We start from the raw sequence: 26,697 nt of genomic DNA on the forward strand, positions 1-26,697 counted from the left end.
CGGGGAACTAGACGCCATGAGAAGAACGAACGCGGCGCAGACATGCGACGCGGCGGCAGGACGGAGATTCATGAACGGACCACTTGCGACCACCGGATGGATTGCACTGACTACTTTCGTCCTCGTGCTCGCACTCATTCCATTGGATCCATATCTGTCGCAAAGCGCGCAGGCGCTGCCGGAAAGCATCGTCGATTTCAATCGGATGATCACGGACTTCGGGACGTTCGCCTGGATGATCTACCTTTCAGCTGGGCTCCTGGCAGCGACGTTCATCCTGCGTCGCGCGGCAAACCAGGGGCCGCTTCAGCGCAGGGCAAGTGCCGCCCGCGATCTTGCGGCCTATTTCCTCCTGACGATCGGCACAGCCAGCGCGCTGGTCCACACACTGAAAATTATCGTCGGCCGGGCCCGGCCGGAACTCTTCACCGAGCTCGGCGCCTACAGCCTGACGCCGTTTGCCAACAGCGGTCTGTACGAAAGTTTCCCCTCCGGCCATTCGACCGCGGCCGGCGCCTTCTTCGGTGTCTTCGCCATGCTGATGCCGAAGCTGAGGCCACTCTTTCTGATCCTGGCGCTGACGATCGGCGTTTCCCGCGTCATCGTCGGCGCACACTACCCAAGCGACGTCGCTGCCGGGCTGCTGCTCGGTCTCTGGACATCCGTGATGGTGGCGTTTCTCTTCGCGCGGCAGAACCGGCTGTTTCATCTGAGCGAGGGTGGATGGCCGCTCGTGGGGCGCAGCGATCCACGCCCATAAAAAAGCCGGCGCGGAAGGCCGCGCCGGAGTCAGGAGAGCCATAGTAGCTCGGGGAAGATTTGGTGCGCTCCCGGGAAATGGTTCTCCCGGGAGCGCGTGACTGCAGACTTAGTCCATCGCGTGAATGTCGCGGTCCTTCGTTTCCGGCAGGAACAGGAGGCCGATGACCAGCGTGATGCCTGCGAAGACGATCGGGTACCAGAGGCCGTAGTAGATATCGCCCTGGGCCGCGCTCATCGCGAAGGCCGTTGCCGGAAGCAGGCCACCGAACCAGCCGTTGCCGATGTGGTAGGGCAGCGACATGCCGGTGTAGCGGATGCGGGTCGGGAAGAGTTCGACCAGCAGCGCAGCGATCGGGCCGTAGACCATGGTCACGTAGATGACGAGCACGGTCAGAACGGCGATGATCGTCGTCCAGTTGACATTGGCGGGATCCGCCACCATCGCGTAGGTGCCGCCGCCGGCGATCGTGTAGACGGCCATTTCGGTGGCAGTGCCGACTTCATCCTTCGTCAACAGCTTGTCGGCGACGAGCTTGTCGGCCGGAACCATGGTCTTCTCGCCGCCGCGAACGGCAGCCGGATCAAGCGCCAGTTCCGGGTTGGCGGCGACAAAGCCGTCAAGCTTGGATTCCGGGACCTTTGCCGCACCACGAACCAGCGGGTAGCCGGCATTGTGAAGCGCCGTGTTGGTTTGCTTTTCGAAGGCGGCATTGGCAGCCTTGGCGCCATCGCCTGCGGCGACCGCGTCGTAGCTGTTGATCGTGGTTTCGCCGACCTTGACCGTTGCGGCCGTACCCGCGGCGGCCGTCGTTACCACGTCGTAGGGCACCGAGTTCTTGGTGAGGAATGCGGTTGCGATGTCGCACGAGGTGGTGAACTTCGCCGTGCCCGTCGGGTTGAACTGGAATTTGCAATCGCCGGGGGCCGCGGTCACCGTCGCGCGGACGGTTGCCTGGGCTTGAGCGAGTGCCGGGTTACCGGCCCAGGTCAGCGCCTTGAACAGCGGGAAGTAGGTGAGCATGGCAAGCAGCAGGCCGGCCATGATGATCGGCTTGCGGCCGATCTTGTCGGAGAGCCAGCCGAAGAGCACGAAGAAGCCCGTACCGATCAAGAGCGAAGCGGCGACCATGATATTTGCCGACTGGCCGTCCACCTTGAGCACGCCCGTCAGGAAGAACAGCGCGTAGAACTGACCGGAGTACCAGACGACGGCCTGGCCGACGACGGCACCAAACAGTGCCAGAAGCGCGATCTTGGCATTCTTCCACTGGCCGAAAGCTTCCGACAGCGGTGCCTTGGAGCCCTTGCCCTCTTCCTTCATCTTCTTGAAGGCCGGCGATTCGTTCATCTTCAGGCGAATCCAGACGGAAACACCGAGAAGCACGACGGAGACGAGGAACGGAATGCGCCAACCCCAGGCAGCAAAGGCTTCCTTGCCGACCAGGAACTGGACGAGCAGGATCACCACCAGCGACAGGAACAGACCGAGCGTCGCCGTCGTCTGGATCCAGGAGGTGAAGTAACCTCGGCGCCCGTGCGGCGCATGCTCGGCCACATAAGTGGCGGCACCGCCATATTCGCCGCCGAGCGCCAGGCCCTGTAGCATGCGCAGCGCGATGAGCAGGATCGGTGCGGCAATGCCGATCGAAGCAGCGCCGGGCAGGATGCCGACCAGGAAGGTCGACAGACCCATGATCAGGATCGTCACGAGGAAGGTGTACTTGCGGCCGACGAGGTCACCGAGGCGACCGAAGACCAGGGCGCCGAACGGGCGAACGAGGAAGCCCGCGGCAAAGGCCAGAAGCGCGAAAATGTTACGCGTCGTTTCCGGATAGGAACTGAAGAAGGTCGCGCCGATATAGACGGCAAGCGAGCCGTAAAGATAGAAATCGTACCATTCGAACACGGTACCAAGCGACGAGGCGAAGATGACCTTCTTCTCCTCGCCGGTCATTGGACGCGTTTTTGCGTCGTCCACTGTCGCGACATTTGCCATTTCGTTTATCCTCCACTCCAAAACAGCTTGTTGGAGCGCCCATTGGCTGGTCCGGCATTCCTCCCTAGAACCGCCGGACGTGGTGCGCCTGTTGAAGAGGATGTCAGAAAACCTGCGGCGCAGGCAGAGATGCTTTCGGCTTATGACTTTCGTCTAATGCGGCGATCGACCGCGGACCACGCCGGGGAAGCCACCACGATGCAGCGGCGTCTTGACTCTTCCCCAAAACCGCGTAAGAGCAGCGACGAACGAGGAAATCACCACCATGCGACCGATCGGTCCAGCCATCGCTGCTTTGATCCTGCCGGCTCTTGCCGCGGGGCAGGATGTCGATTTTTCGTTCGCTTGCAAAACAACGGCCAAAACGACGACGAAAACCGTCTGACGTCTCTGGCCCTCCGCTCTCTCCCCGGTAAGGCCGGGGACCGGAACCTTCGTGGCAACGCGCGCGGTTCCCCCTCCACCCGACGAGGAGAGACAGAAAGAGAGCTTAGATCATGGGTTTCAAGATTGCAGTCGCAGGCGCCACCGGCAATGTCGGCCGGGAGATGCTGAACATCCTTTCCGAACGCGGCTTTCCCGCGGATGAAGTGGTCGCGCTTGCTTCCGCCCGCTCCCAGGGCACGGAAGTTTCCTTTGGCGACAAGACCCTCAAGGTCAGGAACCTCGAAAACTACGATTTTTCCGATACCGATATCTGCCTGATGTCGGCCGGCGGCGCTGTTTCTCTCAAGTATTCGCCGAAGATCGGCCAGCAGGGCTGCGTCGTCATCGACAACTCTTCGGCCTGGCGCTACGACGCCGAAGTGCCGCTGATCGTGCCGGAAGTGAACCCGGACGCGATCTCGCTCTTCACCAAGAAGAACATCATCGCCAACCCGAATTGCTCGACGGCCCAGCTCGTCGTGGCGCTGAAGCCGCTGCACGACCATGCCAAGATCAAGCGCGTCGTCGTCTCGACCTACCAGTCGGTTTCCGGCGCCGGCAAGGACGGCATGGACGAACTCTTCAACCAGACCCGCGCCGTCTTCGTCGCTGATCCGATCGAATCGAAGAAGTTCACCAAGCGCATCGCCTTCAACGTCATCCCGCACATCGACGTGTTCATGGAAGACGGCTACACGAAGGAAGAGTGGAAGGTCCTGGCCGAAACCAAGAAGATGCTCGATCCGAAGATCAAGGTGACCTGCACGGCTGTGCGCGTTCCCGTCTTCATCGGCCATTCGGAATCGGTCAACATCGAGTTCGAGAACGAGATCACCGCAGACGAGGCCCGCGACATCCTGCGCGAAGCACCGGGTTGCCTGGTCGTCGACAAGCACGAAAACGGTGGCTACGTCACGCCTTACGAATGCGCCGGCGAAGATGCGACCTACATCTCGCGCATCCGCGAGGACGCAACCGTCGAAAACGGTCTCAACATCTGGGTCGTTTCCGACAACCTGCGCAAGGGTGCGGCACTCAACGCGATCCAGATTGCCGAGCTCCTGGTCAACCGCGGTCTCATCAAGCCGCGTAAGCAGGCCGCCTGAAACGGCAATTGAGCAATTCGTTCCCGCCGAGCCCATCCGGGCTTGGCGGGTTTCCTGTTTCACAATCGCGGGTCGTTTCGCCCCGGCTTCACGTGAAACCACGAAAAAGTTACCGCCGCTTCCGGCAGGTGACATGGCCGGCCAAGGCTGGCATTTTTGAAAGCAATGAGATTCGGGCTATGACGGGGTATTTCATGCACAGGGCAAAGTGCGTAGCGGTGGGGCTTGCTGCCCTGGTTTCGACTGTGGTTTTTCCGGCGGTGGCCTCCGCCGCCCAATGCGGCAACGACGGAAGCGGATTTGCGGCCTGGGTGCAGAATTTCAAGCAGGAAGCCTCCGGCAGCGGCATCAGCCCTGCGGTGCTCGACCGCGCCCTTTCCAGCGTCTCCTACAACAAGGCGACGATCCGCGCCGACCGCGGCCAGAAGAGCTTCAAGCTGTCGCTCGACCAGTTCATGCAGAAGCGCGGCGGTCAGACGATCATTTCCCGCGGCAAGAAGATGAAGCAGCAGAATGCGGCGCTCTTCACCAGCATTGAACGCCGCTTCGGCGTGCCTGCCGGCCCGCTGATCGCTATCTGGGGCATGGAAACGGGCTTTGGCGGCTTCATGGGCAAGGAGCATACGCTCTCGGCCGTTTCGACGCTCGCCTATGACTGCCGCCGCTCGGACTATTTCACCGACCAGCTCTATGCCGCCCTGCAGCTCGTACAGCGCGGTGACCTGAGCCCCGATGCGCGCGGTGCTGCCCACGGCGAGATCGGGCAGACCCAGTTCCTGCCGGCCAACGTCCTGAAATACGGCGTCGATGGCGACGGCAACGGCCACATCGACATGGTTCGCTCCAAGGCCGACGCGCTGGCCTCGACCGCCAACTTCCTGCGCGGCCATGGCTGGCAGCCTGGCGCCGGCTATCAGCCCGGCCAGGCGAACTTCGGCGCGATCCAGGGCTGGAACGCGGCAACCGTCTACCAGCAGGCAATCGCCATCATCGGCGCCGAGATCGACGGCCTCTGATCGAACCCAATTCGCGCATCTCTCCGGATGCACGATGCCTTTCGGAAGATTGCAAAGCCCGGATCGTCGATCCGGGCTTTTTTGCCGGTTACATGCCCGGGCGGGAGAAGTCGCCGGTCGTGGGATCCATGATCCAAAGCTCGCCGGTCGAGATGTCGAACCAGGCGCCGTGCAGATGCAGCTTGCCCTTGGCTTCGAGGATCTGAACGCAAGGAAAGGTGCGCAGGTTGGCAAGCGAGTTGCGGATCGAGACCCGCTCGAGCGCACGCTGCCGCTCCGCCTGGGTCATGACGTCGTTGCTTTGGATCTGCTCGGCGGCCGGCTTCAGGAGGTTCATCCAGCGACCGATGAAATCGCCCGACGACAAGGGCTCGGCATCCGGATCGAGCGCCGCCTTGATACCGCCGCAGCGGCCATGCCCCATCACGACGATGTCGCTGACGCGGAGCGACTGCACGGCGAACTCAAGCGCGGCCGACGTCGAATGGTAATGGCCGTCCGGCTCATAGGGCGGCATGAGATTGGCGACGTTGCGCACGACGAAGAGTTCACCCGGCCCGCTGTCGAAGATCGTTTCCGGCGCCGCCCGCGAATCGCAACAGGCAACAACCATCGTCCTCGGCTTCTGGCCGGTTTCCGCCAGCACCTTGTAGCGCTTCTGCTGTTCGCTGAAGCGGCCATTCATGAAGTTGTGGTAGCCGTTCAGAAGGTGGTCCGGAAAACGCTGTTGCTGCTTGTCCATCGATTACTCCGCTGCTGCTTCGAGCGGGATGAGCGGACTTCCGCCCGCATCACGCCCCGCCATGAATATCATCATGACCTAAAGTTCAATCCACGATGCGACAAGGGCTGCTGCCCATGAACAGTTTCTTCTATTTGCGCCGCATCTGATTCGGATGCACCAGGCGGCGCATCTGCACCATCGCCATCGGCGTCGAAAGGCTCGAAGCGTCCTGCTCGATCGTCAACTCGTCGGCACCGCGTTTGACGCTCCGCGCGATGATCTCGAACACGCTTGCGGTCGCCATCTGCAATGCGCGCTCTTCCGATAGTCCTTCGAGAAGCCGCGCGAGAAACAGGGCAGTCAGCAAGTCTCCGGTGCCATTCGGCGGGTTCTCGACGAGCCGATGTTCGGCGAGCAGCGCGTGATTGCCCGAAAGGAAGAGATTGCCGGTACCGCCGCTCATCATCGGCACCGCTGAGGTCACCAGCACGCGGGCCGGACCGAGGCCGAGGGCGGCATCGAGGATCGCCGTATTGGTTTCCAGCGTCGCGCCGGCGAGCCAGGCGAGCTCGAAGCGGTTCGGCGTCGCCAGGTTGGCGAGCGGCAGCAGCTGGTCACGGATGGCCGTCGCGGTCGCCTCCGGAACATAGAGCCCGCCGGCGTCGCCAATGACGGGATCGCAAGCGTAGATCAGCTTGGGATTACGTTCCCTAAAAGCCGTCACCAACCGCGCGACACCTTCGGCCTGACCGGGCGATCCGAGATAGCCCGAAAGCACGGCGCGCACCTCCCCGACCCAGGGCGCGGCAATGAGATCGTCGATCATCGACTGGAAATCCGCGTCTGAAATGGTGACGCGGGTCGAGCGCCCGTGTCCGGGATGCCAGGGAAGAATGACTGTCGGCAGTGCCCAGACCGGATGCCCCAGCGTCTCCAACGCGAACACCGCGGCCCGGTTGCCGACCTTGCCACGCACGACATGGCTCGAGATGACGATGACGGCGCCGGGCAGGGAGGGCATTTCGGGCATCGACGAGTCCAATCCTTCGGTCTACAAACTCTGATCACCCGACTGTCACCGCCCTGTCAACAGGCGATGGCAGATAGGTCCGGTGGAAGCCGCTGGCGTTTTCGTGCTTTTTCATCGATTTTCGAGCAATTTTCGCGAAATTGCCTTCGATTTAAATGGATTTAAGCTGTTTTCACGTGAAATTCTCCAATTTTCGGCTCGATTTTGCCGAAATCGGCGTAAAAAGCGGTCGCCATTAGCCATGGTTCTGATAGGGTTTGGCCTATCATGAGTGGGAGAGACTTCATGGGCGTGAAATACAATCCGAAGCGGGACAGACACATCGACGCAGCAAAGGCGGCCGCCATCAAACTGGGCGTCGACGCGCTGGCGCCGGAGAGCCTCTTCGGTGGGGCCAGCAACGATGACCTCGATCTTTATTCGGCGGACATGCTGGCGCTGATTGCAGCCCATGCGCATCGTGAACTCGCCCGCTGGGATGGCGGCAAGCCGCAAGTTTCGGTCGAAACCGTCGCCGGCGTCGCGCCGGGTGGCACCGAGGTTTCGATCATCGCGATCACAGAACACAACATGCCGTTCCTCTATGATTCGGTCATGGGGGAAATCACCAGCACGCACCGCGATATCCACCTTGCGATCCATCCCATCCTGGTCAAGGAACCGGGCAAGCCGGTAAAACTCTTCGATCCGGAAGAGGCAAGCGATCCGGCGCACCGCGTCAGCCACATCCAGATCCACTTGACGAAGCTGGCGCCCGTCGAAGCCGAGCAGCTCAGCAACCGCATCCGCGACGTGCTGGAGCAGGTACACCAGACGGTACACGACTGGCCGGCGATGACGGCGCTGCTCGACCAGGCCGTGCAGGAACTCGAGGCCTACAACGCCTCGCGCAAGAAAAGCGACCGTGATGAGGCGCTCGCCTTCCTTCGCTGGCTGCGCGACAACAACTTCACCTTTATCGGCATGCGCGAGTATACCTACTCGGGCAAGGGCGGAAAGGCGACGGTCGAGCGCGGCAAGGGCAGGGGCCTCGGCATCCTCTCCAACCCCGACGTGCGCGTTCTGCGCCAGGGCAAGGACGCAGTACTGACCACGCCGGAAATCCTCGCCTTCCTCGACGGCCCCGATTTCCTGATCGTCACCAAGGCCAACGTGAAATCGGTCGTCCATCGCCGGGCCTATATGGACTATATCGGCATCAAGCGCTTCGATGCCGACGGCAATGTCGCCGGCGAGTTGCGCATCGTCGGCCTGTTCACTTCCTCGGCCTATACCCGCCAGGCGGCTGAAATCCCGTTGCTGCGCCACAAGATCGAGAAGATCGTCGACCATTTCGGCTACGACCCGCAGAGCCACTCCGGCAAGATGCTGGACAACACGCTCGAATCCTATCCGCGCGACGACCTCTTCCAGATCGATGTCGGTCTGCTCGCCGCCTTCTGCGAACAGATCAACGAACTCGGCGACCGGCCGCGCATCCGCGTCCTGCCGCGCATCGACCATTTCGACCGCTTTGTCTCGGTCATCGTCTTCGTGCCGCGCGAACAATATGATTCCGACGTACGCGAAAAGATCGGCGACTACCTGAAGACCGCCTATGACGGCCGCGTTTCGGCCTATTACCCGGCCTTCCCCGAAGGCGGACTGGCGCGCGTGCACTTCATCATAGGCCGCACCAGCGGCAAGACCCCGCGCATTCCGCAGGCCAAGCTTGAAGAGGCCGTTCGCGGCATCGTCACGCGCTGGATCGATCGGTTCGACCTTCTCGCCCGTAAGGACGGCATCGAGCTTGATGTCGACGGCGCCTACCAGTCGTTCTTCACGCCGGCGGAAGCCTATGCCGACCTTGCAGACATTGCCGCCTGCAAGGCGGAAGATCCGATCCGGATCTCGTTCTACAACTATAACCGCCCGGTCAACCGTCCTGACACGGCCGAGCTGAAGATCTTCCATGCCGGCGAGCCCGTGTCGCTGTCGCGCCGCGTGCCGCTGCTGGAAAACCTCGGCTTCCGGGTCATCAGCGAACAGACCTACGACCTCAATGTCGGCAGGCACGGCGAGGACAAGCACCGCGTCGTGCTGCACGACATGGAGCTGATCCATCGCGACGGGCATGCGCTCAATCTCGAAAAGTCGGGTGCGGCGCTGGAGGAAGCCTTCCTCGCCGCCTGGAACGGCACGATCGAGGACGACAACTTCAACCGGCTGATCCTGCTTGCGGGCCTCAATGCCCGCGAAGTCACGGTGCTGCGCGCCTATTCCCGCTATCTGCGCCAGGCCGGCATCACCTATTCGCAGGGCTATATCGCTGACACGCTGAACAAGTATCCGGCGATCGCCGCCGATATCTTCAAGCTGTTCGTGACCCGGATGGATCCGAAGCTCGAGGAAAAGCCGCGTGCCAAGAAGTGCAGCGCCCTGCTTTCCGCGATCGAGGACGCGCTGTCTGCCGTTCCGAGCCTCGACGAGGACCGCATCCTTCGCCGCTACGTCAACGCGATCGAAGCAACGCTCCGGACCAACTACTTCCAGCATGGCGCCGACGGCAAGCCGCGCGCGGTTCTCGCTTTCAAGCTTGACCCGAAGCAGCTCGACGGCCTGCCGGAACCGCGTCCGTTCCGCGAAATCTTCGTCTACGGCACCGAGGTCGAGGGCGTGCACCTGCGCTTCGGCAAGGTCGCCCGTGGCGGCCTGCGTTGGTCGGACCGCGCCCAGGACTACCGCACGGAAGTGCTTGGCCTCGTCAAGGCGCAGCAGGTCAAGAACGCCGTCATCGTGCCGGTTGGCGCCAAGGGCGGCTTCTATCCGAAGCAACTCCCGGTCGGCGGCACCCGTGATGAGGTCTTCAGGGCCGGTACCGAAGCCTACAAGACTTACATCCGCACTCTGCTTTCGGTGACTGACAACATCGTCGGCCAGGATATCGTGCCGCCCGCCGATACGCTGCGCCGCGATGGCGACGACCCCTATTTCGTCGTTGCCGCCGACAAGGGCACTGCGACCTTCTCCGACACGGCCAACGGCCTGGCGCAGGAAGCGGGCTTCTGGCTTGACGACGCCTTCGCCTCGGGCGGCTCCGCCGGCTACGACCACAAGAAGATGGGCATCACCGCCCGCGGCGCCTGGGAGACCGTCAAGCGGCACTTCCGCGAGATGGACATCGACATCCAGACGACGCCCTTCACCGTTGCCGGCGTCGGCGACATGTCCGGTGACGTCTTCGGCAACGGCATGCTGCTCTCGGAGAAGATCCGCCTGATCGCGGCCTTCGACCACCGCGACATCTTCATCGATCCGAATCCGGATATCGATGCCTCGTTCGCCGAGCGCACGCGCATGTTCGCTCTGCCGCGTTCGAGCTGGCAGGACTATGACCGCAAGACGCTCTCCGAGGGCGCGATGATCATCTCGCGTGCCGAAAAGTCGGTGACGCTCACGCCTCAGGCGATGGCCGCCATCGGCCTCGACAAGCAGAAGGCAACGCCCTTCGAGATCATGAATGCGATCCTGAAGAACCAGGTCGATCTGCTATGGTTCGGCGGCATCGGCACCTACATCCGCGGCAGCAACGAAACGGATGCGGAAGTCGGCGACCGCGCCAACGATGCCATCCGTGTGACGGCCGAAGAGGTCCGCGCCCGCGTCATCGGCGAGGGCGCTAACCTGGGCGTTACCCAGAAGGGCCGCATCGGCTTCGGCCTCAATGGCGGCCGCTGCAACTCGGACGCCATCGACAACTCGGCCGGCGTCAACTCCTCCGACGTCGAGGTCAACATCAAGATCGCGCTTGCTTCGGCCATGCGCGATGGTCGCCTGACCCGCCCGAAGCGCAATACGCTGCTCGCCTCGATGACCGAGGAAGTGGGCCATCTGGTGCTGCGCAACAACTACGAGCAATCGCTGGCGATCTCGCTGACCGCGATGCAAGGACTCGGAAACCGGACGACGCTTGGCCGGCTCATGACGCGCCTCGAGGCCGACGGCCATCTCAACCGCAAGGTCGAGACGCTGCCGACCGACCAGGCGATGACCGAGCGCTACCAGGCAGGCAAGCCGTTGACCCGCGCGGAAATCGGCGTGTTGCTTTCCTACTCCAAGCTCGTTCTCTTCGATGAACTGATCGCGAGCGAACTGCCCGACGATCCGTACTTCACGGCAACGCTGGAGCGCTACTTCCCGGCGAAGATGCGCAAGACCTATGCCGGCGACATTCACGGCCATCGCCTGCGCCGCGAAATCATCGCGACGATCCTCGCCAACGAGGTCATCAACCGCGGTGGCCCGGCTTTCGTCTCGACGCTGACGGATGCGACCGGCTTCTTCTCGGCCGACGTCGTCAAGGCCGCTGTGCTGGCGCTCGACGGCTTCGACCTGCCGCGCATCTATGACGAGATCGACGCACTCGACAACAAGATCGGCGGCGGCCTGCAGAACATCCTCTACCAGGAAGTCGGCCGCATCTTCACGCTCGTCACCGAGCGGGCGCTGCGGACCCATGCAGCGACCGGCTCGGTCTCCGAAGCCGTATCGCGCCTCGGCGACGGCCTGCAGAAGCTGCGCGCTACCATGCGGACCGCTGTCTCCGGCGAGAGTGCTGAAGAGGCCCGGTTGAAGACGGCTGCCTTCGTCGAGGGCGGGGTACCCGTCAAGCTCGCCGAGGAGATTTCGGAACTGGCGTTGATGACGCTCGTGCCCGAGATCATGCAGATTGCCGCTGAAACCGGTGAAACGCTGAGCCGCACGGCCCAGGGCTACTTCGCCGTCACCGATACGCTTCGGATCAACCGCCTGCTTGCGGCGTCCGATCGTGTTCCGGCAACGGAGCAGTTCGAGGCAATGGCTCTATCGCGAGCCGTATCCGATATCGCCGCCGCGCGGCGGGATATCACCGCGGCAGCGCTGCGCGAGCAGAAGAAGGACCGCAATCCGGTAGCCGCCTGGGAAGAGGCCGAACGCGTCCGTGTCGCCCAGGCGACGGGCCAGCTGCGGCTCCTGACCGAGAAGGGCGAAACGACGCTCGCCAAGATCACCGTTGCTGCTGGTCTGCTCAATGACCTCGCACGCGGTAGGGCGAAGTAAGACAGTTTATCCCGTACCGATCGGCGCGGGTTGGATGGAACCGACCCGCCTGAACGGGACAAATGCAGATGCGGGCAGTTTTTTCGTCCGCATCCTGCTCTGGACCTTTTGGAATCGGTGGGATTGAAGATAGGCTGCGCCGCGCGTTCGAGAGGACGCGCGGCGCAGTCGTTTCGGGAGGGGACCTTGCAGATTTCGGCCGAGAGGACTGAGGAACAACCGCGGGCGTCGCGCGCGGGCATCGCTGGCTGGATGCTGTTCGACTGGGCGGCGCAACCCTTCTTCACGGTCATCACCACCTTCATCTTCGGCCCCTATTTCGTCTCGCGACTGACGGAGGATCACGCCGTCGGCCAGGCGATGTGGGGCTACACACTCACCGTTTCCGGCATCATCATCGCGATCCTTTCACCGGTTCTCGGCTCGATTGCCGACGCGACCGGGCCGCGCAAACCCTGGATCGCCTTCTTCGCGGTCATCAAGATCATATCGCTGGCTATGCTTTGGTTCGCAGCCCCAGGCTCGCCGATCCTCTACCCGGCGATCTTCATGATCCTCGCAAGCATCGCGGCCGAGTTCTCGATCGTCTTCAACGATTCGATGATGCCCCGCCTCGTCCCGGAGAAAGACGTCGGCCGCATCTCCAACATCGCCTGGGGGCTCGGCTACCTCGGCGGCATGATCGTGTTGATCGCCGTCGTGGCACTCCTTGCCGGCAGCCCCGAGACCGGCAAGACGGCAGCCGGCATCGATCCGTTGTTTGGTCTCGATCCTGCCAAGGGAGAGGATGCGCGCATCACCGGCCCGATCTCGGCGCTTTGGTACCTCGTCTTCATCCTGCCGATGTTCCTGTTCACCCCGGATGCGACTAAGGCGACCATGTCGCTTGGCAAGGCAACCGTCACCGGCCTTCGGGAATTGAAGGGCACGCTCGGCGAACTCAAGGAAAGAACGGGCATTCTGCGCTTCCTCATCGCGCGCATGATCTTCCAGGATGGCGTCAACGGCCTTCTGGCGCTTGGCGGCACCTTCGCCGCCGCAATGTTTGGCTGGCGGACGCTGGAACTCGGCATCTACGGCATCATCTTGAACGTCGTCGCCATCGGCGGCTGCCTCTATGCAAGCAGGCTTGATACGCGGCTCGGCTCCAAGGTCATCGTCACTGCCAGCCTGATCTGCCTGACATTGGCAACGATCGGCATCGTCTCGACCGGCCCGGGCTTCACCCTGTTCGGTCTCATGCCGCTGTCGACGGAGGATACCGGGGGCCTGTTCGGCACGGCGGCTGAGAAGGCCTACATCCTCTATGGCCTCTTGGTTGGCATAGCCTTCGGCCCGGTTCAGGCCTCGTCGCGTTCATATCTTGCCCGCAGCGTCAGCCTGGACGAGGCCGGGCGCTACTTCGGTCTCTATGCGCTTTCCGGCCGCGCCACGTCGTTCCTTGCCCCTGCCTCGGTCGCGACGATCACACTTGCCACCGGTTCGGCCCGCATCGGCATGATGGCCCTCATCGCGTTTCTGGTCGTTGGCCTGTTGATCCTCCTGCGCACGCCCTATCCGGCTGACGACGGGCGCAAAAAAACCGCCGCATCCTTCGGACGCGACGGCCTCTGACTTGTCGTTCACGCGCCTTAGATCATTTCATTGTTTCATCGAAACACTGAAGTGATCTAAGTCTTTGAAATTACGCAATTCCGGACGGAAAACCGTTTCACACTTTCCTGGAACTGCTCTAGTGGCGGAAGTGGCGCATGCCGGTGAAGACCATGGCAACGCCGTGCTCGTTGGCAGCGGCAATCACCTCTTCGTCACGCATCGAGCCGCCCGGCTGGATGACGGCGGTGGCACCCGCCGCGGTCGCTGACAGCAGACCGTCAGCAAAGGGCAGGAAGGCTTCGGAGGCGACAGCGGAGCCCTTGGTGAGCGGCGTTGCGAGACCGAGCGCCTTCGCCGCCTCCTCGGCCTTGATCGCAGCGATGCGGGCGGAATCGACGCGGCTCATCTGGCCGGCGCCGATGCCGGCGGTCTGGCCATCCTTGGCATAGACGATCGCGTTCGACTTCACGTGCTTGGCCACCTTGAAGGCGAACTTCATGTCCTCGAGTTCCTGGGCCGTCGGCGCGCGCTTGGTCACGACCTTGAGCTCGAGATCTTCGACCATGCCGTTGTCGCGCGTCTGGACCAGCAGGCCGCCGGAAACGGTTTTGGCGGCAAGACCGGGGATGCGCGGGTCCGGCAGGCCGCCGGTCGAAAGCAGCCGCAGGTTCGGCTTGCGGGCGATGACCGCCTTGGCCGCATCGCTGACAGACGGTGCGATGATCACTTCGGTGAAGAGCTTGACGATTTCTTCCGCCGTTTCGGCATCGAGCTCCTGGTTGAGCGCAATGATGCCGCCAAAAGCCGAGGTGGAATCGCAGGCAAGCGCCCGGCGATAGGCTTCCGCCAGCGTCGGCGCCGTCGCAACGCCGCAGGGGTTGGCGTGCTTGATGATGGCGCAGGCCGGCGCCTTCTCGGGTAGGAATTCGGCGACCAGTTCGAAGGCCGCGTCCGTGTCGTTGATGTTGTTGTAGGAGAGCTGCTTGCCCTGCAGCAGCGTTGCCGTGGCGACGCCCGGGCGGTTCTCGCCGGTGAGATAGAACCCGGCCTTCTGATGCGGGTTCTCGCCGTAGCGCATCTCTTCCTTGAGCACGCCGCCGATTACCCGGTGGCGCGGCATCGGCGTATCGAGCGCCTCGGCGAACCAGTTGGAGATGGCTGCATCGTAAGCCGCGGTGCGGGCATAGGCCTTGGCCGCCATCTTCTGGCGGAAGGCATAGGTCGTCTTGCCGGCAGCAAGCTCTTCCAGAAGAACCGGATAGTCGGCCGGATCGGTGACGATCGTCACATAGGCATGGTTCTTGGCCGAGGCGCGGATCATTGCCGGGCCGCCGATGTCGATGTTTTCGACCGTCGTCGGATAATCGCCGCCCTTGGCGCGGACCTCTTCAAAGGGATAGAGGTTGATGATTGCGAGGTCGATCGCAGTGATACCGTGCGTCGACATGGCGGCAACGTGGTCGGCGTCGTCGCGGATCGCCAGAAGACCGCCGTGAACGCCCGGATGCAACGTCTTCACGCGGCCATCCATGACCTCGGGGAAGCCGGTCAGTTCGGAAACGTCGCTCACCGGTAGGCCGGCCTCCGAGAGCGCCTTGTGCGTGCCGCCGGTCGATACGAGCCGGATGCCCTTTTCGTGAAGAGCACGCGCCAGATCGACGACGCCTGCTTTATCGGACACGGAGAGGAGGGCGGTGCGAACCGTAACCTCGTTCGGTGCGGGGATTTTCTTCGAGGCGACAGCCATCACCATGCTCCTTTGGCGGCGCCGGACGCCCGGGAAGAAGCTCCGGCGGTTGGGATGGCTGCCCGTTAGCATAGCTTGTCTGGAGAAGGAACCTCCACGAGACGGTAGCGCTAAAATAAGCACCTCAGTTCGCGCGCGAGAAGGTCCACTGGATCTCCGGCTGACGGGCGACGGCGAAGGTTACGGTCAGTTGCGACGACGCGCGGATGCCCGAAGGATCGGCAAAGAAGATGTCCTCCTCCACCGCAAGCTCTCCGTCCTGGCAGGCAAAGAGCCAGATTTCGCCATCCGGCGCGGTCAGAAAGATCTCGCGCGCATTATTCTGGCGGATGCCCACGGCCGGATGAATGTGGAAACGCGCGACAGCCGTTGCCGTATTGCCGTCGTCCGGATCACTGCCATCGGCCCGCGACAGCCGGTCGCGGCCACGGATCATGCGGCCGCCGTTCAGGACGCCGATGTCGCGTTCGTGGACCAGGTCGAAGGCCGCAAGATAACCGTCATGACTTGCCGTCACCGACTCCAGCCCGCCAGGCTCGTCTTTCCGTGCCACCGTTACCTTCGAAACGCCTGTCGTCATGATCGGCCCCAGGAAACGGGACTGCGAGAAGCGCGAAGAGGACGTGTCGTTGACGGTGACAGTGGAATGCGCTGCGGTCGTGCGCGACATCTGCCGGAAACGGTCGCCGGCAAATTTCGGGGCACCGGAATTGACGACGAAGCGCGTCTTGCCCGACGACATTTCGAAGGACAGGCAGCCGGCATGGGCGCTGCGCGAGAGATCGACGGAAAGCGGCCGGCCGGTATCCATGATGACGACCGTGTTCTCGATCGCCAGACGCTCGTAATGCGCATGGGGCAGCGAACGGAACGGTTCGCCTGCGGTCTCGTCATAACGCAGCACCGAGGCCAGTTCGTGCGCCAGGACCGACGTCGCGCCGTTGAACAGCGCGAGCTCGCCGCCCTGATGGCGGAAAAAGCGCAGGGCCGGATACATGCGGTCGATGCAGGGGATCAGCCGCGACGGCACGTCATGGCCGAGATTGACGTAGGTCTGCCGAAGCGGCAGCAGATCGAGCAGCAATTCGAGCCCGGCCCGCGGGCTGCGCGAGCAATGGCTGCCATCCGGCAGGATCTGGCGATCGAGTTCGAGGTCGAGATGGCGCGAGGCTTTGCGAATGGCGCTCGGCGAAGCTGGCATGGCGACCGACGCCATGGCAAGCGCAAGCCGCACCCGAAGCCTCGCCTCGCCATCGCGCACCGTCTCTGCGATGTGGCGCAGGTAGCGCACCTGAAGCGCCAGACTCTTCAGGAAACGGCGATAGAAACCATGCTCCGCATTGCGCAAAACAACGGGCGAGTGGGAAAGCCAGGCAATGATGCGCTGGGCGATGATATCCGGATCCCAGGCAATGCCGCCGAGATCGCGGCCGTGGGTGGCGATCCAGTCGTCGACGATCTGGCGCAAACGCACATAGCCGGCATCCTCGCGGATCGCACGCAGGTGCCTCAGCCAGCCGAAGGAGTGGAGACGCGCCGCGAACTCGCGCGACGGCAGGTCGATCTCGAACGGCGACTCGCCTTCCGTATCGACAACGCGGCCGGCAAGCGGGAAACGGCCGGCGAGAATTTCTTCGGCAACAAAGGGATCGACGGCTCTAAGATCGGTCGGCGCGACGATCAGGCGGTTGGGCGTCGAGCCAGTAAAACGCAAAGTGGAGACGCGGCCGATCGACAGCCGGCGCGACACCCGGCGCCAGCCTTCACGCACATACAGGTAAGAAAGCCTCCGCCTGCCGGAAAACAACATCAAGGCCGCCGGTTTCCTCATTTCTGGCACGACCGCTCAACATCTGAACGGGCGATGGTCTCGCGCCAGCCGCCGCATGGTGCCAGAGAGACCGTTAAACTTTTATCAATCCTGTCATCTTTGATAGGCCTCTGGCGCCAAAGCGTCAAATGACGCGGCAAAACAGGGCCTTGAGCCCTGTTTTGCCCGACACAACTTCGGTTGGCGCAGCTATTTGCGGCGAATCACCGCCGCGTAGAAGCCGTCGAGACCACTGGCAAAGGGCGCGTCGAGCGGGAACATCGCCGGCGTGGTGCGCATTTCGCCGAGCGGCGTGATTGCGTCCTCCAGCCCCGGCCAGTCCGCAGCCGAAATCGCAACCCGCTCATAATGAGCACTGGAACCAACAACTCGCTCAACAACCTCTTCGCCTTCGAGCGGATCGAGAGAGCAATTGGAAAAGACGACGACACCGCCGGGCTTGACGACGGTGAGCGCATGGCGGAGCAGCCGCTCCTGCAAGGCGGCGAGCTTTGCGATATCCTCCGGCCCCTTGGTCCACAGCACGTCGGGGTGACGACGTGTCGTGCCGGTGGAAGAGCAGGGTGCATCGAGCAGGGCCGCATCGAATAGCGTTTCCGGCTGGAAGTCGGCCATGTTGACTTCCTTCGTCTCCGCCTCCAGGCCAAGCCGCTTCAGATTGCCCTTCAGCCGACGCAGACGGCTGCCGGACTGATCAAGCGCCGTCACTTCGGCGCCGGCAAGGATGAGCTGTGCGGTCTTGCCGCCCGGCGCGGCACAGAGATCGACGACCCGCTTGCCGCTGAGGTCGCCGAACAGCCGCGCCGGTATCGACGCTGCAGCATCCTGAACCCACCAGGCGCCATCGTCGAATCCGGCTAAGGAAGGGATGGAGCCAGAGAATGCGCCGAGACGGACCGAACCTGTCGGCAAGACGATGCCACCAAGACGCTCGGCCCAAGCTGCGGGTTCAGACTTGACCGACAAATCGATTGCCGCCGGCGTCAGCTGCGCATCTGCGATCTGTTGCGCTGGCCCAGCGCCATAGCGGGCGACCAGGCGCTCGAAGAACCAATCTGGCATCGCCGGGACATCACGCATACCTTCGAGAAGGGCATCCTTTTCACGTGACAGGCGCCGAAGAACAGCATTCACGAGATTGGCGAAACGCCGATTGCGGGGATCCGCCTGCGCCTGCTCGACGGCGAGGTCGACGGCCGAATGATCAGGCACATCGAGATAGAGGATCTGCGCTGTCGCGACGGCAAGCACATGATCAAGCGCGCGCGCGCCCTCCGGCAAAGGCGTCTGCAGCAGCGAATTGATGGCGGCCTGGATGCGCGGGAGATGGCGAAGCCCTGAGTTCAGGATCGCCCGCACCAGAGCACGGTCGGCCTCACTGAGTTCGCGATAGGCCGGATTGCCGTGCTCGCTGTCGAGCATGCCGTCGAGCGACGTCTTGCGGTCGATCACCGCGCCGAGAATCTTGGCGGCGGCCTGACGTGCTTTCAGCCCCGGTTTTTCCGGGCCGCGAGGCGAATCGGCGGCTTTTTTCGATTTCGCTGCGGCGCCGTTTCGGTGCGATCGTTTCGGGGGTGAATCGTTCTTGTTATCTGCGGACATCAGGACCAGGGACCTTTGGGTGGTTCGGAACCACCGCGACCCCAACCGGTAGAGGGTACAGAGCGCGATTTGCGCACCGGATTATCAGCCCGAACCGGCGGCGTCGAGACCGAAGACATTTCCTGGGCCATCTGCTGCAGGGCCGCAATCCGGTTTTCGGTGTTCGGATGGGTCGAGAACAGGTTGTCCATCCGCTCGCCGGAGAGCGGGTTGATGATGAACATATGCGCCGTCGCCGGATTGCGTTCGGCGTCGTCATTGTGAATCTGCTGCGCCGCACCGGCAATCTTCTGCAGCGCCGAGGCCAGCGCCATGGGCTTGCCGCAGATCTCGGCGCCGCGCCGGTCAGCCGAGTATTCACGGGTACGGCTGATCGCCATCTGCACCAGCATCGCCGCCATCGGCGCCACGATCATGGCGACCAGCGTGCCGATGAAACCGAGCGGATTGTTGTTTTCACGGTTGCCGCCGAAGAAGAAGGCAAAGTTGCCGAGCATCGAGATCGCGCCGGCAAGCGTCGCCGTCAGCGTCATCGTGAGCGTATCACGGTTCTGCACGTGCGCCAGTTCGTGCGCCATGACGCCCGCCACTTCATCATAGTTCAGCGCATGCAGCAGGCCGGTGGAGGCGGCAACCGCGGCATTTTCGGGATTGCGACCGGTGGCGAAGGCATTCGGCTGGGGGCTGTCGATCACATAGACGCGCGGCATCGGCAGACCGGCATTCCGGGCAAGGTCACGCACGATGCCGTAGTACTCCGGCGCACTGCGCTCATCGACTTCCTGGGCGCGATATATGCGCAGCACCATCTTGTCGGAGTTCCAGTACGAGAAGAAGTTCATGCCCGCGGCCATGACGAAGGCGATCATCATGCCGCCGCGTCCGCCGATGACGAAGCCCACCGCCATGAACAGGGCGGTCATGACTGCAAGCAGCATGGCGGTGCGGACAAGGTTCATCTAAGTCTCCGGATCGTCGATGTTTCACGTGAATCAGGGTTCCCGTTGTGTGAACGGCATCCTATATGATGGGTGCAAATGCCCCGTTCTTCAATATTGATGCTCGAATCCGGATACCGTTCAGATGCAGAACGACAATGACAACGCTCCCGATCGCCCGAAACGGCCACTGCCGCCCGCAGCCATGCGCGCGCTGAAGGAAGCCGAAGAGCGGCGTCAGGCGGAAGAGAAGAAGGAATTGCCACCAGAGATCGGCGGACGCGGCGGTGAAGATCCTGCCCGCTACGGCGACTGGGAGATCAAGGGTCGGGCGATCGACTTCTAAGCTTGAGGCGGCAAGCCGCCGGCCCCTTAGCTGCGAACTGAATCCGGCTCACTAAATCGCCACAGGTGCAGAGCACTGCGTGCAGCGACACCGCAAATCACGTGCAAACCTTATTTGTTTCAGTCGAAACGGCCGCTACACACCCAGTGGGCTCGTAGCGGCCGCAAGAGATCAGGCCTTGTTCTGACGATTGGCGATGAGGTCGTCGACGACGGCCGGATCGGCGAGCGTCGAAGTATCGCCGAGCGCGCCGAAATCGTCTTCGGCGATCTTGCGCAGGATGCGTCGCATGATCTTGCCAGAGCGGGTCTTCGGCAGGCCCGGTGCGAACTGGATCTTGTCCGGCGTGGCGATCGGTCCGATTTCCGAACGGACGTGCTTCACCAAAGCAGCGCGAAGATCGTCATTGCCGATTTCGCCGGCCATCAGCGAAACATAGCAGTAGATGCCCTGGCCCTTGATCGGATGCGGATAGCCGACAACTGCCGCTTCCGAGACGAGGTGATGCGATACCAGCGCCGATTCGACTTCTGCCGTTCCGAGACGGTGGCCGGAAACATTGAGAACGTCGTCGACGCGACCGGTGATCCAGTAATAGCCGTCCTCATCGCGACGGCAGCCGTCACCGGTGAAATACTTGCCCTTGTAGGTGGCGAAGTAGGTCTGGCCGAAGCGCGCGTGGTCGCCGTAGATCGTGCGCATCTGGCCGGGCCAGCTGTCGGTGATGCAGAGGTTGCCGTCAGCAGCACCCTCAAGTACGTTTCCTTCATTGTCGACCAGCTGCGGCTGCACGCCGAAGAACGGCCGGGTGGCGGAACCGGGCTTCAGATCGGTTGCGCCCGGCAGCGGCGTGATCAGGATGCCACCGGTCTCCGTCTGCCACCAGGTATCGACGATCGGCGACTTCTGCTCGCCGACGACGTTGTAGTACCACTCCCAGGCTTCCGGGTTGATCGGCTCGCCGACCGAGCCGAGCAGGCGGAGCGACGAGCGCGACGAGCGCTTGACGAAGTCGTCACCGGCACCCATCAGCGAGCGGATCGCCGTCGGCGCCGTGTAGAAGACGTTGACCTTGTGCTTTTCGACCACTTCCCAGAAGCGCCCGGCATCCGGGAAATTCGGGACACCTTCGAACATTACGGTCGTCGCCGCATTCGCCAGCGGGCCGTAGACGATATAGGAGTGGCCGGTGACCCAGCCGACGTCGGCCGTGCACCAGTAGACTTCGCCGTCGCGGTAGTCGAAGACATATTCATGCGTCATCGACGCATAGACGAGGTAACCGCCGGTCGTGTGCAGCACGCCCTTCGGCTTGCCGGTCGAACCCGAGGTATAGAGGATGAACAACGGATCTTCCGCCTTCATCTTCGCCGGCTCGCAATGCGGCTTCACAGTCGCGATTTCCTGGTGATACCAGAGGTCGCGACCCGGCGCCCAGGCGGTCTTGCCGCCGGTGCGGCGGACCACGAGCACCTTGTTGACGATGACATGCTGCTTGGCCGCGATGTCGATCGCCGTGTCGGTGTTTTCCTTGAGCGGTACCGGCTTGCCGCCGCGCACGCCCTCATCGCAGGTGATGACGAAGGTGGATTCGCAGTCGACGATACGGCCGGCAAGCGCGTCCGGCGAGAAGCCGCCAAAGACGACCGAATGGATCGCACCGATGCGGGCGCAGGCGAGCATCGCATAGGCCGCTTCCGGGATCATCGGCATGTAGATGGTGACGCGGTCGCCCTTCTTGACGCCATGCTTCTTCAGCACGTTGGCGAGGCGACAAACCTGCTCGTAGAGCTGGTTGTAGGTGATCTTCTTGTCGATATAGGGGTTGTCACCTTCCCAGATAATCGCCGTCTTCTCGCCATGCGTCTTCAGGTGGCGGTCGATACAGTTGTAGGAGACGTTGGTGAGGCCGTCTTCATACCACTTGATCGAAACCTTGCCCTTGAAGGAGGTGTTCTTGACCTTGGTGTAGGGCTTGAACCAATCGATCCGTTTGCCGTGTTTGCCCCAGAACTTTGCCGGGTCCGAAACACTCTCCTCATACCACTTCAGGTAAGTGGCATTGTCGAGCAGCGTCCGGCTCTTGGCAGACTTCAACACCGGATAGATTTTGGCGGACATATTTTCCTCCCTACGCATTCCTAGTGCGGCTCGCCACTCCCAGGGCCAGCCCGTTTCGCGGACATACATAGCAGGTCAAATGCCCGCCGCAATTAGACAAAAGGACATTTGGAACTGAAGAATTGCAATTTTGAGACAAGGACGGTATAGAGGCCCACATTTCCCGGAAATCAGTGGTAGACTCCACGGCCCGCGACACCGGCGCGGCGGACAAAAGGACTATATCCATGGCTCAGCAACTGCTTATGCCCAAGGCAACAGCCGTCTGGCTCGTTGACAATACCGCGCTGTCCTTCGACCAGATCGCGCAGTTTTGCAAGCTGCACCCGCTTGAAGTAAAGGCGATCGCCGACGGTGAATCCGCGCAGGGCATCAAGGGCCTCGACCCGATTGCCACGGGCCAGCTTTCGCGTGACGAGATCGCTCGCGCAGAAGGAAACCCCAACCACAAGCTGAAGCTTTCCGAGCCGAAGGTCCGCGTTCCCGACTCGAAGCGTAAAGGTCCGCGGTACACCCCGGTTTCCAAGCGCCAGGATCGCCCCAACGCCATTCTCTGGCTCGTTCGCAACCATCCCGAGTTGAAGGACGCGCAGATTTCGCGCCTCGTCGGCACGACCAAGTCGACGATCGAACAGATCCGCGAGCGCACCCACTGGAACTCCGCCAACTTGACGCCGATGGATCCGGTGACCCTCGGCCTCTGCTCGCAGATCGACCTCGACCTCGAAGTCGAACGCGCCTCCAAGGGCCGCCCGCTGCCGACAGCTGCCGAACTCGGCCAGACGCTGGAATCGGCTCAGGAGACCGAAAAGCTGGGCTTCAGCTACGAGCGTGAGGAAGAGAAGGAAATCGACGCCGATGCCGTCTTCGCCAAGCTCAAGTCGCTGAAGTCGGACCGCAAGGACGAGGACGAAGACGATCACTATTGATCGCCGTCCAGCTCGATGAAAAAAGCCCGGATCGTCGATCCGGGCTTTTTTGTTGGCCAGCGTTCAATATGTGTTCAGTAAGCCGAACCGGATGGATCGTTGAGGTTGTGGCGCTCGGTCCCTTTAAGCGGCGGATTGAAGATGCTGACGAGGATCAGATCCTCGCCCTTGCCGCCGCGCAGATAGTGTTTGTCGTGCTGGTCCAGCACGTAGATGTCGCCCTTGTTGATCGGGAAGATCTTGCCCTGCATGTCCTCGACCTCGCCGTGGCCGGCGATGCAGTAGCAGGCCTCCAGATGATTGCGGTACTCGAGCAGAGACACCGTGCCGGCGCGCACCACGGTGTGGCAGACGGTGAAGCCCATGCCATCCTTCTCGGTAAGCAGCCGATGACTGGTGCCGCTGCCCCATTCGACGAAATGATCGGTTGCTTCGATCTGCTGCAGGCTGCGCACGAACATGGCTCTCTCCATCTGTAAGGATTTCTAATGTTTTCGGGTGAGGATTCCGACCCGCTACCGGGATAGTCCCAGTATCCGTTGACAGCGGCACCCAATCAAACGACGATTCCTCAAGGGATTGATGAGGAAAATTTACAGATGATGATGCCACCACTTGGCATGCTGCGCGCCTTCGAAGCCGCGGCGCGTTTGGCAAGTTTCTCCCGTGCCGGCGACGAACTGCACGTGACGCATGCGGCCGTCAGCCACCAGATCCGGCTGCTGGAGGAGTGGTTCGGCCGGCCGCTGTTCGTGCGGGAGAAACGTGGTGTGCGGCTGGCGGCGGAAGCCGAGAGCCTGGCAGCAGCGCTGACCTCGGCATTCGAGCGCATCGCCGCGGAAACCGAGTTGCTGCGGCTGAATGCCAAGGCGCAAGTGAGCGTCGCCTGTATTCCCTCGATCGCCACCCGCTGGCTGATACCGGCACTCGGTGAATTTCTCGGCCGTCATCCCGAGGTCGACGTCAAGGTCGTCTACGCCATGGCCGAACAGCAATTGCGCGAAACCGGCTGTGATATCCTCATCACTCTCGGCGCCGATACGAGCGAAGGGACGCGGTCAGACCGGCTGTTTTCGCGAATCAATCGGCCAGTTGCGAGCCCCCGTTACATCGAACGGAAAGGTGAGTTGAGGGCAGTGCAGGCGATCGCTTCCGCCGATCTGCTGCACGACGAGACAACCTCGCGCTGGCGCGATTGGTTCGCCAGGGCAGGGGTGACGACGGGACAAAGCCTGCGAGGCCCCATCTTCCAGGACTTCAACCTTCTCGCCACGGCCGTCATCGCCGGCCATGGCGTGGCCCTTTGTCCGGTCGAGGTCTTCCGGCGCGAAATCGAAAGTAGCGACCTCGTGATCCTCTCCGACATCGCCACTCTCGAAGACGAGAGCTATTTTCTCATCACCAAGACCGCGCGCTCAAAGGCAGTGTCAATCTTCAGCGACTGGTTCGCGACCGTCGTCAGGTCTTGATGCAAGCGCAGTGGCGCTCACATTATAAGCCGGCTCAGGAAGTCGCTAGATGCCGATTCCCCGGCCATGCAGCGCCAACGTGATCTCGTCCAGGATAACCGGATCGTCGATCGTCGCCGGCATTTTCCAGGGTTGGCGATCGGCAATCTTCTGGATCGTCGCCCGCAGGATCTTGCCCGACCGCGTCTTCGGTAGTCGCTTGACGCAAATCGCCAGGCGGAAGGCCGCCACCGGCCCGATGCGCTCGCGCACGAGGCTGATTACTTCGCGTTCGATCTCCGACGTTTCACGGGAAACATTGGAATTGATGACGAGGAAGCCCGCTGGCACCTGACCCTTCAAATCATCGGCTATCCCGATCACAGCGCATTCGGCGACATCAGGATGGCTGGCGCAGACTTCCTCCATTGCCCCGGTCGAGAGGCGGTGACCGGCGACGTTGATGATGTCGTCGGTGCGCGCCATGATGAAGATGTAACCATCCTCGTCGAGATAGCCGGCATCGGCGGTCTTGTAGTAACCGGGGAATTCTTCGAGATAGGCCGCGCGGAAACGATGGTCGGCATTCCAGAGCGTCGGCAGACAGCCGGGCGGCAGCGGCAGTTTTACGACGACATTGCCGAGCGTGCCCGGGCCGACCGGATGTCCGGCATCGTCGAGAATCTGGACATCATACCCCGGCAGTGGGACCGCCGGAGAACCGTACTTGACCGGCAGCAGGCCGAGGCCCATGGGATTGCCGGCCACGGGCCAACCGGTCTCCGTCTGCCACCAGTGGTCGATAACAGGCACCCCAAGCGCTTTCTCCGCCCAGCGGATCGTATCCGGATCCGCCCGCTCACCGGCAAGGAACAACGCGCGGAAGCGCGACAGGTCATAGCGGCCGACATAGGACGCGTCGGGATCGTCCTTGCGGATCGCGCGCAGAGCGGTCGGCGCCGTGAACATCACCACGACGCCATGCTCGGCAATGATCCGCCAATAGGTTCCGGGGTCAGGCGTGCCGACCGGCTTGCCCTCGAAGAGGATCGAGGTGCTGCCGTTGAGGAGCGGGCCATAGACGATATAGGAGTGGCCGACGACCCAGCCGATATCGGAGGCGGCCCAGAATACCTCTCCCGGCTGGACGCCGAAGAAGTTCTCCATGGACCATTTGAGCGCAACCATGTGGCCGCCATTGTCGCGCACCACGCCCTTGGGCTGGCCGGTCGTGCCCGACGTATAAAGCACATAAAGCGGATCGGTGGAGGCGACGGGTGTGCATCCGACCTCTTCACCCGCCTGCTTCGCGGAGGCCAGCGCCGATGCGAAATCAATGTCGCGCCCCTCCATCATCTCCGCTTCCGCCATTTCCCGTTGGAAGACGAGGCAATGCGCCGGCTTGTGGGTCGCGATCTCCAGCGCCGCGTCGAGCAGCGGCTTATAGGCGACGGTTCGACCGGGTTCGATGCCGCAGCTTGCGGAAACCACGAGCTTCGCCTGGCAATCGTCGATGCGCACCGCCAGTTCGTTGGCGGCAAAACCGCCGAAGACCACGGAATGCACGGCGCCGATCCGGGCGGCGGCCAGCATGGCAACCGCCGCCTGTGGGATCATCGGCATGTAGATGATGATGCGATCACCCTTGCCAACACCGAGCTTCCGATAGACGGCAGCCAATGCCGCCACATCGGCAAGCAATGCCGCATAGGAGATGCGCTCGACCCGCCCGGTGACCGGACTGTCATAGATAAAGGCGACCTGCTCGCCACGCCCCGCTTCGACATGACGGTCGAGACAATTGTAGCAGGTGTTCGTCGAGCCACCGGCATACCAGTGCCCGTAGGTCCCCGCCGCAGCATCGAATGCACGCTGCGGACGCTCGTACCAGTCGATGGCGTCGGCAGCACCGGACCAGAAGCCTTGCGGATCCGCCTTCCAGGCGGCGTACACTTCGGAATAGCGACTCGCCATTTCCGTTCCTCCCTATGCATTTGCCG

The 26,697-nt window shown here is 62.4% G+C and carries 18 protein-coding genes; 8 read left to right on the plus strand and 10 right to left on the minus strand.

All coding sequences use genetic code 11. The features are described 5' to 3' along the window. Nucleotides 1-70 precede the first annotated feature (70 nt). Nucleotides 71-760, plus strand: a complete 690-nt coding sequence (locus ASE60_RS18525) for a phosphatase PAP2 family protein (protein ID WP_057251994.1) — start codon at nucleotides 71-73, stop codon at nucleotides 758-760. 108 nt (nucleotides 761-868) lie between these two features. Here ASE60_RS18525 and ASE60_RS18530 read toward each other — a convergent pair whose 3' ends face one another. Continuing rightward, a complete protein-coding gene (locus tag ASE60_RS18530; protein WP_057251995.1) occupies nucleotides 869-2,758 on the minus strand; it encodes an MFS transporter in 1,890 nt (629 codons plus the stop codon). Nucleotides 2,759-3,255: 497 nt separating this feature from the next. On the opposite strand from ASE60_RS18530, the gene ASE60_RS18535 reads away from it, so the two are divergent. After that, nucleotides 3,256-4,290 (plus strand): aspartate-semialdehyde dehydrogenase, encoded by a 1,035-nt coding sequence (locus tag ASE60_RS18535; RefSeq protein ID WP_057251996.1) that lies wholly within the window; start codon nucleotides 3,256-3,258, stop codon nucleotides 4,288-4,290. Between the two features lie 194 nt (nucleotides 4,291-4,484). Beyond that, nucleotides 4,485-5,306 (plus strand): lytic transglycosylase domain-containing protein, encoded by an 822-nt coding sequence (locus ASE60_RS18540; protein ID WP_057252121.1) that lies wholly within the window; start codon nucleotides 4,485-4,487, stop codon nucleotides 5,304-5,306. A gap of 88 nt (nucleotides 5,307-5,394) precedes the next feature. On the opposite strand, the gene ASE60_RS18545 is transcribed toward ASE60_RS18540, so the two are convergent. Beyond that, nucleotides 5,395-6,048 carry a carbonic anhydrase gene (locus ASE60_RS18545; RefSeq protein ID WP_057251997.1) on the minus strand — a complete coding sequence of 218 codons (654 nt, stop codon included), beginning with the start codon at nucleotides 6,046-6,048 and terminating at the stop codon, nucleotides 5,395-5,397. A 130-nt stretch (nucleotides 6,049-6,178) separates the two neighbouring features. Next, nucleotides 6,179-7,060, minus strand: a complete 882-nt coding sequence (gene pdxY / locus ASE60_RS18550) for a pyridoxal kinase PdxY (RefSeq protein WP_057251998.1) — start codon at nucleotides 7,058-7,060, stop codon at nucleotides 6,179-6,181. A gap of 285 nt (nucleotides 7,061-7,345) precedes the next feature. On the opposite strand from pdxY, the gene ASE60_RS18555 reads away from it, so the two are divergent. Further along, on the plus strand, nucleotides 7,346-12,139 hold the full coding sequence (locus tag ASE60_RS18555) for an NAD-glutamate dehydrogenase (protein ID WP_057251999.1): 4,794 nt from the start codon (nucleotides 7,346-7,348) through the stop codon (nucleotides 12,137-12,139). 186 nt (nucleotides 12,140-12,325) lie between these two features. After that, entirely contained in the window at nucleotides 12,326-13,753 is a 1,428-nt protein-coding gene (locus tag ASE60_RS18560) for an MFS transporter (RefSeq protein WP_057252000.1), read from the plus strand. 118 nt (nucleotides 13,754-13,871) lie between these two features. Here the strand turns inward: ASE60_RS18560 and purH are convergent, their stop codons facing one another. The 4 genes from purH to htpX form a co-directional block, all read right to left on the minus strand. Then, on the minus strand, nucleotides 13,872-15,482 hold the full coding sequence (gene purH, locus ASE60_RS18565) for a bifunctional phosphoribosylaminoimidazolecarboxamide formyltransferase/IMP cyclohydrolase (protein WP_057252001.1): 1,611 nt from the start codon (nucleotides 15,480-15,482) through the stop codon (nucleotides 13,872-13,874). Nucleotides 15,483-15,606: 124 nt separating this feature from the next. Next, nucleotides 15,607-17,292 (minus strand): heparinase II/III family protein, encoded by a 1,686-nt coding sequence (locus tag ASE60_RS18570; protein WP_057252002.1) that lies wholly within the window; start codon nucleotides 17,290-17,292, stop codon nucleotides 15,607-15,609. A gap of 210 nt (nucleotides 17,293-17,502) precedes the next feature. Further along, on the minus strand, nucleotides 17,503-18,915 hold the full coding sequence (locus tag ASE60_RS18575; protein ID WP_057252003.1) for an RsmB/NOP family class I SAM-dependent RNA methyltransferase: 1,413 nt from the start codon (nucleotides 18,913-18,915) through the stop codon (nucleotides 17,503-17,505). Next, nucleotides 18,915-19,874: a zinc metalloprotease HtpX gene (gene htpX / locus ASE60_RS18580; protein WP_057252004.1), complete on the minus strand. Its 960-nt coding sequence runs from the start codon at nucleotides 19,872-19,874 to the stop codon at nucleotides 18,915-18,917. The genes ASE60_RS18575 and htpX overlap by 1 nt, the downstream gene beginning before the upstream one ends. A 124-nt stretch (nucleotides 19,875-19,998) precedes the next feature. On the opposite strand from htpX, the gene ASE60_RS18585 reads away from it, so the two are divergent. Then, the gene (locus tag ASE60_RS18585) at nucleotides 19,999-20,199 is read left to right on the plus strand and encodes a DUF1674 domain-containing protein (protein WP_057252005.1); all 201 of its coding nucleotides are present in this window, start codon (nucleotides 19,999-20,001) and stop codon (nucleotides 20,197-20,199) included. A 171-nt stretch (nucleotides 20,200-20,370) separates the two neighbouring features. Here the strand turns inward: ASE60_RS18585 and acs are convergent, their stop codons facing one another. Continuing rightward, complete coding sequence (gene acs / locus ASE60_RS18590; RefSeq protein ID WP_057252006.1) at nucleotides 20,371-22,320, minus strand: acetate--CoA ligase; 1,950 nt, start codon at nucleotides 22,318-22,320, stop codon at nucleotides 20,371-20,373. 227 nt (nucleotides 22,321-22,547) lie between these two features. Between acs and ASE60_RS18595 the strand changes: the two genes are divergently transcribed. Then, on the plus strand, nucleotides 22,548-23,249 hold the full coding sequence (locus ASE60_RS18595; protein ID WP_043624204.1) for a DUF1013 domain-containing protein: 702 nt from the start codon (nucleotides 22,548-22,550) through the stop codon (nucleotides 23,247-23,249). Nucleotides 23,250-23,323: 74 nt separating this feature from the next. Here the strand turns inward: ASE60_RS18595 and ASE60_RS18600 are convergent, their stop codons facing one another. Continuing rightward, nucleotides 23,324-23,710, minus strand: coding sequence for an ectoine synthase (locus tag ASE60_RS18600; RefSeq protein WP_057252007.1), 387 nt, complete (start codon nucleotides 23,708-23,710; stop codon nucleotides 23,324-23,326). A gap of 141 nt (nucleotides 23,711-23,851) precedes the next feature. On the opposite strand from ASE60_RS18600, the gene ASE60_RS18605 reads away from it, so the two are divergent. Further along, nucleotides 23,852-24,718 carry a LysR substrate-binding domain-containing protein gene (locus ASE60_RS18605; protein ID WP_082615922.1) on the plus strand — a complete coding sequence of 289 codons (867 nt, stop codon included), beginning with the start codon at nucleotides 23,852-23,854 and terminating at the stop codon, nucleotides 24,716-24,718. Between the two features lie 45 nt (nucleotides 24,719-24,763). Here the strand turns inward: ASE60_RS18605 and ASE60_RS18610 are convergent, their stop codons facing one another. Beyond that, the gene (locus ASE60_RS18610; protein WP_057252009.1) at nucleotides 24,764-26,671 is read right to left on the minus strand and encodes an AMP-binding protein; all 1,908 of its coding nucleotides are present in this window, start codon (nucleotides 26,669-26,671) and stop codon (nucleotides 24,764-24,766) included. Between the last annotated feature and the right edge of the window lie 26 nt (nucleotides 26,672-26,697).

It is taken from the genome of Ensifer sp. Root278, assembly GCF_001429285.1.
Taxonomy (GTDB): domain Bacteria; phylum Pseudomonadota; class Alphaproteobacteria; order Rhizobiales; family Rhizobiaceae; genus Ensifer.

What these genes read in the sequence shown, in the direction of transcription:
- ASE60_RS18530 (WP_057251995.1), bottom strand. Translation starts at nt 2,758, where the DNA reads ATGGCAAATGTCGCGACAGTGGACGACGCAAAAACGCGTCCAATGACC.
- ASE60_RS18600 (WP_057252007.1), bottom strand. Translation starts at nt 23,710, where the DNA reads ATGTTCGTGCGCAGCCTGCAGCAGATCGAAGCAACCGATCATTTCGTC.
- ASE60_RS18525 (WP_057251994.1), top strand. Translation starts at nt 71, where the DNA reads ATGAACGGACCACTTGCGACCACCGGATGGATTGCACTGACTACTTTC.
- ASE60_RS18545 (WP_057251997.1), bottom strand. Translation starts at nt 6,048, where the DNA reads ATGGACAAGCAGCAACAGCGTTTTCCGGACCACCTTCTGAACGGCTAC.
- ASE60_RS18555 (WP_057251999.1), top strand. Translation starts at nt 7,346, where the DNA reads ATGGGCGTGAAATACAATCCGAAGCGGGACAGACACATCGACGCAGCA.
- acs (WP_057252006.1), bottom strand. Translation starts at nt 22,320, where the DNA reads ATGTCCGCCAAAATCTATCCGGTGTTGAAGTCTGCCAAGAGCCGGACG.
- ASE60_RS18540 (WP_057252121.1), top strand. Translation starts at nt 4,485, where the DNA reads ATGCACAGGGCAAAGTGCGTAGCGGTGGGGCTTGCTGCCCTGGTTTCG.
- purH (WP_057252001.1), bottom strand. Translation starts at nt 15,482, where the DNA reads ATGGCTGTCGCCTCGAAGAAAATCCCCGCACCGAACGAGGTTACGGTT.
- pdxY (WP_057251998.1), bottom strand. Translation starts at nt 7,060, where the DNA reads ATGCCCGAAATGCCCTCCCTGCCCGGCGCCGTCATCGTCATCTCGAGC.
- ASE60_RS18585 (WP_057252005.1), top strand. Translation starts at nt 19,999, where the DNA reads ATGCAGAACGACAATGACAACGCTCCCGATCGCCCGAAACGGCCACTG.
- ASE60_RS18535 (WP_057251996.1), top strand. Translation starts at nt 3,256, where the DNA reads ATGGGTTTCAAGATTGCAGTCGCAGGCGCCACCGGCAATGTCGGCCGG.
- ASE60_RS18610 (WP_057252009.1), bottom strand. Translation starts at nt 26,671, where the DNA reads ATGGCGAGTCGCTATTCCGAAGTGTACGCCGCCTGGAAGGCGGATCCG.
- ASE60_RS18595 (WP_043624204.1), top strand. Translation starts at nt 22,548, where the DNA reads ATGGCTCAGCAACTGCTTATGCCCAAGGCAACAGCCGTCTGGCTCGTT.
- ASE60_RS18605 (WP_082615922.1), top strand. Translation starts at nt 23,852, where the DNA reads ATGATGCCACCACTTGGCATGCTGCGCGCCTTCGAAGCCGCGGCGCGT.
- ASE60_RS18575 (WP_057252003.1), bottom strand. Translation starts at nt 18,915, where the DNA reads ATGTCCGCAGATAACAAGAACGATTCACCCCCGAAACGATCGCACCGA.
- ASE60_RS18570 (WP_057252002.1), bottom strand. Translation starts at nt 17,292, where the DNA reads ATGTTGTTTTCCGGCAGGCGGAGGCTTTCTTACCTGTATGTGCGTGAA.
- htpX (WP_057252004.1), bottom strand. Translation starts at nt 19,874, where the DNA reads ATGAACCTTGTCCGCACCGCCATGCTGCTTGCAGTCATGACCGCCCTG.